The sequence below is a fragment of the Paenibacillus sp. GCM10012306 genome (assembly GCF_042649265.1).
In the GTDB taxonomy this organism is placed as follows: Bacteria; Bacillota; Bacilli; order Paenibacillales; family Paenibacillaceae; genus Paenibacillus_AQ.
Genome location: NZ_JBHRYW010000001.1, coordinates 1 through 14,529, shown reverse-complemented (window position 1 = coordinate 14,529; position 14,529 = coordinate 1). Strand labels below are relative to the sequence as shown.

Below are 14,529 nucleotides of genomic sequence, written 5' to 3'. Positions count from 1 at the left end.
CGAAAAAAAGCGGCTTCGTTGAAAGTCCGCAACGGAATTCCAACAAAGCCGCTAATCAAATTGGTGCCAAAAAAGAACATTCAGAACCCTATCGAGCGAACAGTTTCCCCAATATAAATGTTCGATTTGCATACTTGTCCGTAAAACAATTGATCTTCATTACCATCCATCATGTTCAGCAATAACCCGGCAGCGCATTGCCCCATTTCATAAAAAGGCTGTGTGATCCCTGTTACATTTAGTTTGCTCCTGCGGTTTAAATTTTCGGCATCATAAGTTACGAGCGATACATCCTCAGGTATACGAACATTCATATGTTCTAAGGATTGGAGAGCTGCCTCCGCAATTTGATCATTTGCAGTAAATACAGCTGTGAACGACATTTCTTTCATTTTTCGCTCTAAAATTTCACAATAATGGTCAAATTCATCGGAGAAATCCTCATACTTGGTGGGAATAAACACTTCAAATTCATCGGAATACGACAGTCCTGAGTCAACAAATGCCTGCTTAAAGCCTGTAAGCCGTTCATTGATCGTGCTTATGTTACTATTTTTAATAAATAATATCCGTCTATGTCCTTGTTCGATGAGTAGCTTGGTCAGGCTGTAAGCGCCCGCAATATTATCGCTGGTTACATACGGAATGCTTGTATTGTAGACCACCCGATCCAAGCTTATGTATTTGATCCTATTATCCTGAAGTAAGGAGAAGATCCGATTATTAATCTCTTCATGCCCTTCGCTCATAAAGGGACTTAAGATAACCCCTTCTACCTTTCTTTCGACTGCCCCTCGTACGAGGGATTCCAGCTTTTCAAGATTTCGATCATCACTTGAACTCAGCAGCTGATAGCCCCGTAAAAACAAGGCGTCTTCCACACCTCGCAGTGCAGTCGCCCAGATCGGATTATCAATGCCAAATACAAAAGCAGCCACCAGACGCGTACCACCTTGCATGATTTCCTTCTCTTTATTCATGAAGGTGCCTCTGCGGCTATCCCGGATGAGCCACTCTTCCTCCGCCAATTCCTTGATCGCCTTTTCAATCGTATTCACACTAGACTCATAATATTGGGCAAACTCGCGGCTGGATGGTAGCCTATAGCCCTCAGTCCACTCTCCACTTATTAGCCTTTGCTTAATATCTTCTTTGATAACCGAGTACTTAGCCACAGCTTCATTCTCCTCATGTAATCTTATCATTCACTGTACCCTTCGCCCCAATCTGTGTCAAGTTTATTGATACAAGAAAACAAAAAAACACGAAGCAGCACTCCTCCAGAACGAACGGGAGAGAATGCTGCTTCCATGTTGTTTTATATGCAAAGTGAGCTTGTTACCTCAGTCGCGAGACCGGGTTACAACGAATGGATCAAGAAGGCCCTGCAGGGATGCGGCAATGCTGGCTGGAGCCATTTTAGCGCCTGTAGCAACGTAGTACTGGAACTCATAAAATCCGCCCAAGGTTGCTTTGAAATTCGTCTCCCAGTAGTTAGTCATGAGCCAGGCGTAGGTTTCCGGACTAGCGTCAGACCGCTGCTGAGTATGAACCTGTCTGGTGCCGTAATCTAGCGATCCCAATTGGATAAGCGGTGTATCTGGAGTCGCCAGCATCAGGGAACGCTTTTCATCCTGCCAAGCAATACCTGCTTGTACGGCGGAGTAGTCCAGACAGCTTCCCGGAATTTGATCTCTCCAAGGACGTACGAGACCGCCGGGCTTATCCGCATATAAAGTCTCTTGCTTACTTTCCCCAGCGGTAAACGGCAGCGCAAGATACACATTTTCCGGATTCCAGACACTGTCCTTATGGAAGCGAACGGAGATATCTACACGGCTGATCTTGGCGTATACCTTAAGGAACAAGGAGAAATAGGAGATTCCCTTCAATTGGTAGCGAAGCTCCAGCGTAGCATACAGCGGACCGTTATCCAGCTCTTTGACAGAGGCAAGCCGGCCGATCGACCGCTGCACACCCAGGCCTTTACGATTGCGTCCCATGCGTGACCGAACACCCCAGACCTCAGAGGCCTCAGATTCCTCAGCAGGAACTGTAACTTCATAAATCGGTGTAAAAGCACCATATTGTGCATCTGGGCGCAGCAACTCTTTGTCGTTCTTCTTATCGTACCATGAGGTAATGCCACCTGCTTCCGACCATTTCAGCGAGAGGAACGGAGACTCCAGACCATGCTGAGACAATGTGATTGGTGATGCAGCCGCTCCTGCCGACATAACAGGATACATATCGACCATATCGTATACCCGGTCACTACCGACCAGCTTCGTATTGGATACCGATATCCCTGTGCTCGCAGACTTCGGTGGCAGCGGACGCAAGGTTAGCATGCAGGTCTGCAGTCCCTTCAGCGTCAGCTCTGTGATGATGGTCTGCGGATGGGATGATTGCATAGGCAATACTTCTCCAGTATCTTCGCGGATGACCTCCACGCCACCGCGAAGCTCATCCGGCTCCCATCCCTCTAGCCTCAGCTGCACCAGCTCAGTGATTTCAAGCTCCGACGTATTCGTTACACGGAAGCGATATGGACGGCCTGGGTATAATGTCGCTCCATTCTCAGCCAACAGCACAGCATCCAGCGCACGATAAGCTAAACGGCTTGCTTCTGCGGCATGTGCCTGCTTGCGCACCTCCAGCATTTGTACATTTTTGTGCCACGGTTCATAAATGGAGGAGTGATAGCCCCAGGTATGCTCTGCATACAGAACCAGTGCCTGCTCGACAGACTCCAGCTCTTGATCACTGACGTGCTTCCGCTCGGGGTCCAGCTTTTCTACCTTACGAAGCGTGCGCTGCGCGTCACGGTAAATCTGGGTGTGCATTGGTGTGGAGCTGACGCCATCTGTCCACCAATCCGGCCAATCTCCTGCATGAACAGGCAGCTCTTCTAATCCTTCCTGCTTTAATCGCTCGAAGAATTGACTCAAACTGATCATTTCAATGGAAATCTGCTCACCGTGCTGACGATTCCATTCTCCAATCCATTCAATGATCGCACTGTTCGGCGCTCCATTGTCCGTGGGCAGTCCAGAGAGCATGACAGGCACGAATTCAAACGGATACTGTTCTGCCTCCAACTGGGTGAGATAGCGGTGAATACGGATATTAGCAATCTGATCGTGAATCTCACCCGGCTCAAAAAGCTTATGATTGAACTCGTCGCGGATCATATATTTGCCAAGCGCTCCCGGACATAGCCCGAGCTCGTTACCAAACATGTAGTGCTCACCGTTCCATACCAAGAGCCTCTCGCCGCTGGGAGACTCCCACCAGAACGGGAGCTGCTTGCGCCCAAGCGGGTACATGCCGTGATGAGTATGAATACAGCTGAATAAATGCTGGATACCATTTTGCAGCAGACTATCGGCATACCCCCAGCTATAACCGTTAATATCTGCCGTCATGGCACTGTCCACCTGATGTCCGATCGAACGGGCATAGGCTTGCGCTTTGCTATGGATTTTGCTTAGAAGATCGTAATCTGGCAGCTCGGTCATATTGAGATATGTGCCGGATAATTCGATGTCGCCCCGCAGAACGGCCTCGGCAAAATCCCGCTGCTCTTCAGCGCTGGCCTGCTGCAAAAACTGCTCCACAGCCCAGAAGGTCTCACACGTCCAACGGAATCCTTGCCACTCGGGGTTAGTTCCGTTATGAGCATCTTGGACAATACGCAGAGCCTGGCGAATGAAATCGACATGGTATTGTTCAATTTTCTCCTGACGCTCCGTATAGCCTAGATCGGTATGAGAATGGTGAATCGCATAAATTTTCCACTTGCGCGCAGGCATCGGAATAGAGCTCTGTTCGAGTTGCTGTTGAAGGTTCATGCTGGGAACTCCTTTATCTTATGAATGGTGTCAAACAATTGATCAATGCCATAAAACACTTGCTCAAGTACATCATTTTCAAAATAAAGCACCACCTGCTCCGGCTTGAGTGCACTTTGCAGGCTGTCTTCAAATAACTTGTGGCTTTTAGCGATTTGTCCGCCAAGGACAAGTTTGTCGGGCCGAAAGGCCGCTACATAAGGACGCAGCATAAGGCCAAGTCGCTGGCCGTATACCCTCCATACCTGGATTGCAGAGGGGTCTCCCGCTTGGGCAGCAAGGGCGAGATCATGTACATTGTCCGCGTTTGAACGGGCATGCAGACGATCGGCTAATGACAATATGCCTCTGCTGCCGAATACATCATCGATTACTTCTCCGTCAAACTTCTCTTCATACAGCATGCCTGTGGCAGGTACGCCTGATCTGCCTATGACTACCTTTCGCTTCTCAATAAAGGTAGACCCAAGCCCCGTTCCCAGCGTCAGACATAGCATTTTGTCCTCCGGGAACAATCTACTGACGCCAAGAGAGAACAGAACGGCATCATTGCCCAGCCGGATAGGTGCCACAGCCAGCTCCGACAACCATGTTACGGCCGGGTTTATTTCTGCACGTCGAATCAATTCATCCCGCAGCAGCACTTTTAAATTAAGGCCGTAAATGGAATCATATTTATTCAGCCCCCGAATACGTGAAATACCTGGTTCATATTCGAAGGGTCCCGGAAAAGCTAGGCCGATCACAAATCCAGCTTGAATGTCTTCGGAATCTAGCTGCGCTCTATAGGCAGCCGACAGTTCCAGAATAAGATCAGCCAGTCCGCCGACGATTTGATCAGGAGTTCCCTGCGAATGCGATGGCCGGCTGAGGGAAAGCTCCGGCAGGAGAATGCCGTTCTTCAGAACGCCAGCCTTTAGGTACGTCCCACCCGCATCAATGGCAATGGTCGTCATTAATCCGCTCTCTCGCAGGACCTCTGACTCCATTACACTTCACCATCTTGCCAATGATGAGGCAGCAGAGGCGTATTCCATATTGGAGATACCTGAGCAACGATTAAGCTGCATGGTTGGTCACCAATCGATTCAATCCGAAATTCCCCCACTGCGGCGGGAACAATGTAGGCCTCCGCATACCCCCATTCCACAGCGGCCTCCTCATTATTCAGCGGTGTAAGACGGACGCGATTGCCTTCGACTAGATTGAACATGAGAAATTGACCGTTCGTATCGCCATGCCATTCGCCATTCAGCTTTAATCTTTTGACCTGGAACAGCAAGTCTTCACGCTCTCCCAGTAATTCCTCGCTACTATTACCTTGTACGCGAGAAATGACAGGAGATGGCACCAGATGCTTGTTAACATAACGCGTATCGAAGCTGTCATTCATATTGCGGCTTGCATGGTCGCGGTTAATGGGCCGCGGTAAGCCATCTTTGTCCAGACGCAAGTGATCGTAAATCTTGAAGGTAAACCACCAGGTGGTAGATGAGATTTCCAGCACGAGATTGCCTCTGCCCGCGTAATGAACAGCTCCAGGTGGAATAAGGAACAAATCGCCTTTGTGAGCATCCAGCACGTTCACATACTGTCCTACTTCTAGCGGTTCTTTCGAGGCATGAGCGTTATCTACTGCGTCCAGCAATTGTTCTCCGGTTGTTCCTTCGGTAAAACCAAGGGCTACAAAGGGAGTTGCTCCTTCCTCTTGCTCCATGATGTAATAGGACTCCTGCTGGGTCATCCTCTCGTTGAAGGTTTCCTCAATATAGGATTGGCGGGGATGAACCTGCAGGGATAGATTGTCGCCCCCGATCGTATCCAGATAATCAAAGCGGATCGGGAAATAATCTCCGAACAGCTGGACATTCCGCTCTCCCATAATCTGCTGTGGATGGGCTGACAGCAACAGCGGGAACGGCAGCTCCAACGTATGACCGTAGGCTTCAATTAGCAGCGTATTTTCCGGTGCGATCGGCTCAAAGCTCCAGGCACAGTTATCCCATTCTTCCGGCAATTTACATAGCTTCTTCAAATACTGCCCGCCCCAAATGCCCGGAGCAAAGAACGGCTTTACGCGGATCGGCTGCTTCGCAGCAGCCTGCATGAGAGAACGCAATAAAGGAAGCGTAACAAACGTCGGCTGCTTCGGATCATTCATATCCATGTAATAGTCAAAATCATTCAGATAGCGCTTACGGTATTGGTCCCATATCGGCCACTCCAGGAACAACGCTTGTTTATAGGTCTCTACTGAATCTACACATTGCCCGAGTTGCAGCGAACCCATTCCTTGCCGGTGCAGCTGCTGTTGGTTCTCGCGTGAAATGTCACAAAATATAGATAGTGAGGCAGCAGAGGAGAGATAGCCTGCGCCTGGTCCATACGTAATAATCATCGTACGAGAACCATTCCCCTCCAAGGATTCCGAGGATTGATGAAGCATTTCGGCAACGTTAGTCTGCCAATCCGCTTGCGCCTGCGGCTTGAAGTAGTCTTTAAAATCGACATCTGAAGCTATAAATCCAAAGGCGCGGTTATCGGTCAAATAACGGTCAAACGCCGTTAATAGCTCTGCACTGCTTTTCATATAACGCGTACTATCGAGTTCAATGTATGCGATGTTCTCTTTGTGGCACAACGCTTGCAGTTGCTCAAGGATTGTCGTAAATGTAGCGCCGTGGGTACCATCAATGACTAAATGATATGTCTTGGAATTGTGTTGGTTAAAATGGTCCTCTATTAGCCGAAGCCATCCCTCATAGCCCGTCCCGATATCGGACTGCACTGCCTCATGACCTTGCAGCCTTACAGGATTAACCGGAACCGAATTAAAGGATCGAACTTTATTTACTTCCATTGCTGCTGCCTCCCAACTCGTAATCAATGTATGTTCACATTGTATAAATTGTTGGGGGCAGCGTCTTTAAAGGAAAGGGCACTATTTTTGTACAATCAGGACATGTTCGGAGGGTAATGATTTTTGCCGGAGCGACCTTCGGAGAATTGCGAACGGCGAAATTTGGCAGGGGATACGCCAAGCTCACGGGTAAACACACGGGTAAAGTAATGCACGGATTGAAATCCGCACTGTAATGCAATGTCCTTAATGGGTACATAATCATTTAGCAAAAGCTGCGCTGCATACTGCATCCGGCGCTCCTGAATATAATGTACGAAGGACTGACTGAGATGCTCCTGAAATAATCGGGTCAAATGCCGGGAAGAGATATGCAGATGACTCGCAACGGTCGCAAGCGTAAGCTCATTACTTAAATTATCGTCGATGAAACGCTTGGCTTGACTAAATAAAGCATGCCCTGGAGAAATCGGTTGCTGAACACTTTCACCTGCGGTTCGTGTCAAGCCATGCAATTCCGGGAAGGACAGCAGCAGCGAGTACGCCACATTTTCCAAAGCCAGCGGTATTGCTGAACCTGAACTAGCACACAACGCTACCAAAGACTGCCACAAATATCCTGTTGCGAGAAAATCAACCCCGCTTACAACGCTTTGTCTCTGCTCAGCGAGCTTACGATAGACTTCGAGATAAAAGGGCCCCGTTTGTGATTCATCGATTTCAAAAGCAACATAACATAAGGTCAATCCGGAAGTGCTGCGAATTTGGTGCCATACGCCAGGCGTTGATAGAAACGCCGTTCCTTTTACTAGATCATACTCCCTGTCGTGTTCATAATAGCTTCCCTCTCCGTCCATCACATAACAAGCTTCAAAAAAAGAATGGCGGTGGAGGGAATTATCGAAATGGGCCGGCATGAATCCCCAATATAAAATAGATATAGACAGGCCATCACCTTGAATTTTGGTAGCATGCCGGTTACATATAGCATTAGCTCGGCGGAAGCTGGATTGGATCGACATGTTCATCCCTCCTTAGTTCGCTCCCATTGTATACTGCTCTCTTTATGAAATACAAGCTGCATAAGCTGCTGGCTCGGCTCTACTGTCCTCACATCCGGCAAATAGCAATTCATCAAGACACTAAATTTGTTCGTGACTTTGAATAAAATTGACGAGGGTGTCTTAAACCTGTATAGCAGATGAAGGTGATCTAGGATCTTTCACCTTCTGCCTCCTCTCCATAATTTCTATAATTTAACTAAAAGTTCATTCCGTTTCGAGAAATTCCCACCATAATAATAACAGGGCCATAACTATAAATCACATTGTCACGTCCGTATCGCTAAATGGCAGGCTCATAACTAATGAGAAGGACAGAACTAAGAACAAGTTAAAATAAAACTTCCGCAGAATCAAATATCATGATTTACGTCGCAGTTGCGCAAACTTGCTGTTAGCAAATGGTATAAAGATGAAAGAAATTAAAGAGTTGATCGTTCATAGTGATTACACAACTACAGCCAATGTTTGTTCCTTCTAAAGCTATGAATTAGATTTTAAAATAAAAAAAAGCTCATTAGATTTTTCTTCTAATGAGCCTTTACTCGTTTAATTGTATACCAATGAGAAGACTCTAACCCCCACGGTTTCCCACTCGATTTTCAGCCGCACATGCTATCGAGAAGATTTTTCCAGCATTCGAACGGCTTCATCCAGCTGCCAGTTCATACTGATCAAATCTGTTTTAATCCAGTCCTCTGGTACAACGTATACACGATTATTTTTCACCGCAGGCAGCCCCTTCCAGATGGGACTCTCCTGCAACTCTTTTAAGCTTTGCTGCTCTTCTTCATTTCTTCCTGCTACAACAAACATATAGTCAGCTGCGAACTTCGGGAGAGTTTCCATAGATATCATAGCAAAAAACGGCTGATCACTATTCGAAATTTCTTGAACAGGGAGTGGCGCAGTAAAACCATAAGGCGTATACAGCGTCTCCTCTCCGCTTTTTGACGAAAAGACAAGCAGTTGGTTCTTTACAAAACGCATGGTGACAGCTGTGGCCCCTTCTTGCACAAATGGCTTAAGTCTTTGACGAGCCTGCTCCAGTTTTTCCTGATAGGCCGAAATAACTTGCTCCGCTTTTTCTTGTTTGCCTAAAATTTTAGCAATCGTCCGTTCACGCTCGAATACATTATCGCTATAGTTCACTGCAACTGTAGGAGCAATTTTGGATAACACTCCGTCTGTTTCAGCATCCGTATAATCAGCTACAATAATAAGATCGGGGTCAGCAGCGGAAATAGCCTCTAAATTGGGCGGCCAAGTTCCTATTTTGGGTAAACCTTTAACAAGCTCTTTGGTCAGCGGTTCTTCAAAAGCAGTGTCATGAGCGGCTACAGGCACGACGCCAAGCGCCAATACTTCCGATAAAAAGTCAGAGCTAATTACTCTTTGCGGATTTTCCGGAATCTCCACCTCTTTACCATTTGCATCTTTATATATTTTTGTAGAAGGTGCTTGAGCACTTGCTGATGGCGCTGCGCCTTCGCCGGATTCTTTCTTTGAACCTGTTCCACAACCAGCTGTCATTAGTAAAATGCACAATAAAACTGCAACGATACCTGCTTTTTTATTCATATAACTCCATAACCCCCAACTTGATAATGATTATCATTTTTATTTAAATCATTATAAGGGATTATGTGCAATAGTCCCATAGACTAAAGCGCCTTAACCATTTGGATGTTTCCGCCAAACAGGCTCATTAATGATGATAATTGACGATCATGCCCGTAAGCAGTGTATTCTACCCATGGGTCTTCTGGAACAACCTGTACCTTTTCCTGTACAACAGCTTTTAATGCCTTCCAAGCATCCGTGCCACTTAATTCTAACCAATTGTTATCAGCATGAAGGGAATGACTGGTTAGCACAAATATTCGATCAGGATCGTACTCCGCCAGCTCCTCATAAGAAACGGCGCGGATGACCGCAATTTGATCTGCTTCTCCCGCAGGAGTTAGCGAAAGATCGCCATATAAGACAGCCCCTACATTCCTGCTACCGAATACTTCAACGCCTCCCTTAACAGGACGTATAGCCAATACTTTCTCCCCTTTTAGTCGTTGGCCGACAAAATCTCTTACCAGTGCTGCTTTATAAGCATAACGCTCCAGCCATAGCTCTGCTTCCTTTTCTCTTTGCAAATGATGTGCAGCAAACCTCAGATGCTCCTTCCAATCCATCTCCATCCAGGGAATAAATACGGTTGAAGCAATTTGGCGTACTCGGCCCTGTTCAATGGGGTCCATCGTATTCAGCGCCACGATCAAATCAGGCCTAGCCTGCTCAAGAATACGGCGATTTTCTCCATAATGATGGCTTAGCAGTGTGTGAACGTCGGTAGCATATTTATTACGGTAATAATCTGTCCACCAATGATCTAATGGTGCTATTTCAGGAACGACTTGCAAGGGAAGCAAATGCCCCAAATTAAACCAGCTGTATGCTGCAATTTTTTTCTGCCTGTTTCTCATATATGCCGCTGGCGGAATGCCAACGTGCTGCTTGAATTTGCGTGTAAAATAATATTCGTCTTTATAGCCAACCAGCTCAGCCACCTCAGACATTTTCCTCATCTGTCCCGTAAGCAGGGATTTCGCTTCCTGTAGACGCCGTTTATTGACATATGACATGATGCTGCAATGATGGTTTTCTTTGAATTGGCGCATGAGATGCCGCTCGCTAAGCCCTGCTACAGCTGCTAGTCCTTCCACTGTCACATTTTTATGAAAATTATGCTCAATAAAATGCTCGACTCGCCCCAATGCCGACATTGCTGCATCATCCCGATGATTGCTAATCAATTTCATAGACTGATACAGAAGCTCATGAAAAATAGCTTGACTGCGAAATCTCTCCACTAGAGTCACAGTAGAAAATTGACGGTAGATCGCAGCGCATAAGTCAGCGATTGGCGGCAAGCTAGTAGCCGGTATTTTGAATGATCTTATTTCATTTAGATTATCTATATCATATTCACTATCCATCGTTTCCCCGGTATGGTAGGACAACAAATAAACAAGGACATCCTTTTCGGTATTGATGCCACACTCCCACAAATCTCCCTGTCTGACCAGATAGGCATCTCCTTGTTCCAAGGTCATGGACTCACCGTTTACAACGGTATGGATATTTCCTTTTATCGCAATAATAAGCATAGTGGTCTTTATTTTTTTTATATTGGAATTCCAATTCTCAAGATCACTAATACGTTTAATATCGGTTAATTGATACCAACTCACCATCACTACTGTCACCTTTCCCCTAAACATTGCCTCTATAAAAATAAGCTCATTATAGCATCGCATCCCCGCTAATTCTACACAGGTGCAGCTAGTAAATAATAGAGCCCACCAGGATTTCTCCTGACAGGCTCGTGTAGCAAACCATTATTCTCTGTCTTGCTTTGTAAAAAGGGATTGCTCCGCAACCTAGGTGGGTTCCTCTAATTTTGCTCTAAAGTAGCTCAGTAGGGTATCCGACTGTTTTCTGCTCTCTTCACCAAGTGGTTCGGCATCTTTAGCTATTCTCAAAGTATAACAGCAGTTGCGGGCTGTTCGGCATGTTGGCTGTGAGACAGGAGCGTGCTCGTCGACCGGACAGATGAATTAGCCGACTGATCGTGACACGTTTTGGGCGCTATCGCGCCCTCTTTCACGGCGGAGGATGATCGGGACCGTGATCACTGCAGCGATCACCAACAACGGAGCTAGTAAACCAGCGATGGGTAACGCCGACGCGCCATTCGCTGAAAAGACGCTAAAGTCCCAGAGCCCGTGCAGGAACATAGAGGCCACGAGCGATCCGGTAGACCGCCGGGCGAGGTAGAAAATCGAACCGAGGCCAAAAGCGATTATTACCTGGAACAGGGCTCCCGCCCCGATGCCCCAGAACATGTTCGGCAGGTGGAAGACTGCGAACATCGCTGTTGAGAGCAGCCAGACCCCGGTTTCGCCGAATCGGCTGCGCAGAGCAACTATCAACTGACCTCGGTTGATCATCTCTTCATTGAAGCCAACCATGATACTGCCGAAGATGAGATACAGCCACATGAGGGGCGTGACTCGGGTGAAATCGCCGGCCAGCATGTTCACGATCGCGATGACCAGCATGATGATCGGGAGAGTCATCGCCCACCCGGAAAGACTCCGCCTTTCAACCAGGCTAGGGTGCCACCATCCGTAGATCGTGACCATTGTGATGGTCAGCACGGCACCGCCAGACAGCGGTGCTATATACCAGAGAAGAAGGGTCCGCTCACTCTCACCCACTCGCGTGTAGTCGATATCGTTGAGCACGAAGATCGCGTAGAAGACTGCGCTGTAGAGGAAATAGGTGAGAACACCCCATCCTACGCGGGGAGGAACCCGAAGGGCAGGAGCCAAAGATTCTTGCAGCTTGTCCCTATTGATTGACATTATAAACACTCCCATTAAAAATTAATATTTTCTTTCAAGCACCAGTATAGGGCCTCACGTTACGTTATGCGCAAGCCCTTTTTATCCGACAAAAGATAGCCATAGCCAAAACGCTCATATTGAATGAGATGCCTAGGCAACATTCAATATGAGCGTTCTTGTTGCCTTTTATGAATGGAGACGTAGCGAGGTTGCCAGGCTGAAGTGGTCAGCAATTGATCTAAGTAACTGGTGTAGGAATGAAAGAAGTCTAAGAGTGGCTGGGCCATAGGATTACTCAACTACAGCAAATGTATAATCTCATTTGAAGTACAGTTCGAAGGCTTCGTCAGCTAATGCTATGAATGTAGTTCTAAATATAAATAAAAAAGGTTCATTAGGCTTAATGCCCAATGAACCTTTACTTGTTTCATATAATACCGGTGAGAGGACTCGAACCTCCACGGTTTCCCTCTCGATTTTGAGTCGAGCGCGTCTGCCATTCCGCCACACCGGCATATTTAGTTTAAAGATGGCGCGCCCTGAGAGATTCGAACTCCCGACCTTTTGATTCGTAGTCAAACGCTCTATCCAGCTGAGCTAAGGGCGCAAATTATGGAGCGGACGACGGGAATCGAACCCGCGACCCTCGCCTTGGCAAGGCGATGCTCTACCGCTGAGCCACGTCCGCATACGGTAAATTTTCATTCGGCACACTTTAAAGAAAGTGAGCCATGAAGGACTCGAACCTTCGACACCCTGATTAAAAGTCAGGTGCTCTACCAACTGAGCTAATGGCTCATACTTGCAAAATACAACTTCTCAACTTTAAAGCAGAAAAGATGGCGGAACCGACGGGATTCGAACCCGCGATCTCCTGCGTGACAGGCAGGCATGTTAGGCCAACTACACCACGGTTCCAGGAATATTTGCATGAATGAAAATTGGTTGCGGGGGCAGGATTTGAACCTGCGGCCTTCGGGTTATGAGCCCGACGAGCTACCGGGCTGCTCCACCCCGCGTCAGTAAAAAGTATTTAACTTATCTTCTAAAATAAAATCTATATGGTGGAGGCTGAGGGGATCGAACCCCCGACCCTCTGCTTGTAAGGCAGATGCTCTCCCAGCTGAGCTAAGCCTCCATGGATATGACCCGTAGGGGATTCGAACCCCTGTTACCTCCGTGAAAGGGAGGTGTCTTAACCCCTTGACCAACGGGCCGTGCGTTAATGTTTTTCCGTGACAACAAAAAATATCTTATCATATTATTTCGGATATAGCAACAGTTTTTCTGAAATATTTTTAAAAATATTTTTTCAGTGTATAATTCTTTTTCATTTAGGAGTATATTGAGTTACTTTAAGGCTACCTGAAGCCGTGAGAACGACTCTACGCTACGTGTTGTAATAATTCTATTCCAACCCACGATGCTATGAGTTCTACTACCTCTGAGACGCTCAGAAGCTCTGTATCAAGATGATCGTGGAAGACCTCACTTGAAAGCCCTCTGAGGCATCGGTCGATCTCCTGGGCATGCCCAGGAGTCATATCCCCCCCACGCCCTTCTAGCCGCTTCAATAAGCTCTCACGCGAAGCCAGCAGTGTAAAATGATGCCGTCCCCTCTTAGCTTACCTGCGATCTGTGCAAAGTAATTCTCGTTCCCCACAGTCATGGGACGATAATGATCCCTTTATAATGATGGGTAAGATGCTTAAGCATGGAATGATTATTTCACGCCAAAGCAGATGGTCCTAGAAATCCCGTGGCATCAGATAGAGGGCGCACTTGCCCGAAGATAGTAACCGGCATTCTCCGGATCAAATACGTAGGGTAGGGTGCCGGAGGCAGCGAATTAACGTATAAGCTGTTTCACTTTTGCCAGCACCAAAAGCACCATTAATCTAAATGATCACGCTACTATCCTTCACTCAGGATTCAAGAGTTCACAATAAAATAAAAGACCACTGTTGAATTATCAACAGTGGTCTAGTGCTTGGCGGCGTCCTACTCTCCCAGGACCCTTCGGTCCAAGTACCATCGGCGCTGGAGGGCTTAACGGTCGTGTTCGGGATGGGTACGCGTGGAACCCCTCCGCCATCGCCACCAAACGGGCATTTGCGGTACAAATGCATTATACAGGTCTCAGCATCGCCAAATGCTGAACACAAGTTTTCGAAATATAAGCCACTAGGACTTTATTTCTTATTACTTGATTCCTGAAAACTGGATCGAAACGAATTTGCATTTTATCTAGTAGGATAAGCCCTCGACCGATTAGTATTGGTCAGCTCCATGCATTGCTGCACTTCCACCTCCAACCTATCTACCTCGTCGTCTTCAAGGGGTCTTAC

The 14,529-nt window shown here is 47.2% G+C and carries 8 protein-coding genes, 8 tRNA genes and 2 rRNA genes; all 18 read right to left on the bottom strand.

Going from position 1 to position 14,529, the window contains the following annotated elements:
- Positions 1–80: 80 nt before the first annotated feature.
- Positions 81–1,175: a GntR family transcriptional regulator gene (locus ACFORK_RS00090; RefSeq protein WP_379194360.1), complete on the bottom strand. Its 1,095-nt coding sequence runs from the start codon at positions 1,173–1,175 to the stop codon at positions 81–83.
- A 168-nt stretch (positions 1,176–1,343) separates the two neighbouring features.
- Entirely contained in the window at positions 1,344–3,854 is a 2,511-nt protein-coding gene (locus ACFORK_RS00085; RefSeq protein WP_379194358.1) for a glycoside hydrolase family 38 N-terminal domain-containing protein, read from the bottom strand.
- Complete coding sequence (locus ACFORK_RS00080) at positions 3,851–4,843, bottom strand: ROK family protein (RefSeq protein ID WP_379194356.1); 993 nt, start codon at positions 4,841–4,843, stop codon at positions 3,851–3,853. The genes ACFORK_RS00085 and ACFORK_RS00080 overlap by 4 nt, the downstream gene beginning before the upstream one ends.
- Complete coding sequence (locus ACFORK_RS00075; RefSeq protein ID WP_379194354.1) at positions 4,843–6,714, bottom strand: class I mannose-6-phosphate isomerase; 1,872 nt, start codon at positions 6,712–6,714, stop codon at positions 4,843–4,845. The genes ACFORK_RS00080 and ACFORK_RS00075 overlap by 1 nt, the downstream gene beginning before the upstream one ends.
- A gap of 95 nt (positions 6,715–6,809) precedes the next feature.
- On the bottom strand, positions 6,810–7,736 hold the full coding sequence (locus ACFORK_RS00070; protein WP_379194352.1) for a helix-turn-helix domain-containing protein: 927 nt from the start codon (positions 7,734–7,736) through the stop codon (positions 6,810–6,812).
- 654 nt (positions 7,737–8,390) lie between these two features.
- A complete protein-coding gene (locus ACFORK_RS00065; protein ID WP_379194350.1) occupies positions 8,391–9,356 on the bottom strand; it encodes an ABC transporter substrate-binding protein in 966 nt (321 codons plus the stop codon).
- A gap of 83 nt (positions 9,357–9,439) precedes the next feature.
- Positions 9,440–11,038: a helix-turn-helix domain-containing protein gene (locus tag ACFORK_RS00060; protein WP_379194348.1), complete on the bottom strand. Its 1,599-nt coding sequence runs from the start codon at positions 11,036–11,038 to the stop codon at positions 9,440–9,442.
- A gap of 351 nt (positions 11,039–11,389) precedes the next feature.
- Positions 11,390–12,199, bottom strand: coding sequence for a CPBP family intramembrane glutamic endopeptidase (locus ACFORK_RS00055; RefSeq protein WP_379194346.1), 810 nt, complete (start codon positions 12,197–12,199; stop codon positions 11,390–11,392).
- 417 nt (positions 12,200–12,616) lie between these two features.
- Positions 12,617–12,695, bottom strand: a tRNA-Leu gene (locus tag ACFORK_RS00050).
- Positions 12,696–12,711: 16 nt separating this feature from the next.
- A tRNA-Arg gene (locus ACFORK_RS00045) sits at positions 12,712–12,788 on the bottom strand.
- Positions 12,789–12,794: 6 nt separating this feature from the next.
- A tRNA-Gly gene (locus ACFORK_RS00040) sits at positions 12,795–12,869 on the bottom strand.
- 37 nt (positions 12,870–12,906) lie between these two features.
- Positions 12,907–12,979 (bottom strand) — tRNA-Lys (locus tag ACFORK_RS00035).
- A 42-nt stretch (positions 12,980–13,021) separates the two neighbouring features.
- Positions 13,022–13,099: transfer RNA gene (locus tag ACFORK_RS00030), tRNA-Asp, on the bottom strand.
- A gap of 24 nt (positions 13,100–13,123) precedes the next feature.
- Positions 13,124–13,200, bottom strand: a tRNA-Met gene (locus ACFORK_RS00025).
- 43 nt (positions 13,201–13,243) lie between these two features.
- Positions 13,244–13,319, bottom strand: a tRNA-Val gene (locus ACFORK_RS00020).
- Positions 13,320–13,326: 7 nt separating this feature from the next.
- Positions 13,327–13,398, bottom strand: a tRNA-Glu gene (locus ACFORK_RS00015).
- A gap of 771 nt (positions 13,399–14,169) precedes the next feature.
- A 5S ribosomal RNA gene (gene rrf, locus ACFORK_RS00010) occupies positions 14,170–14,286 on the bottom strand.
- A 146-nt stretch (positions 14,287–14,432) separates the two neighbouring features.
- Positions 14,433–14,529 (bottom strand): 23S ribosomal RNA (locus ACFORK_RS00005); the annotation flags it as partial.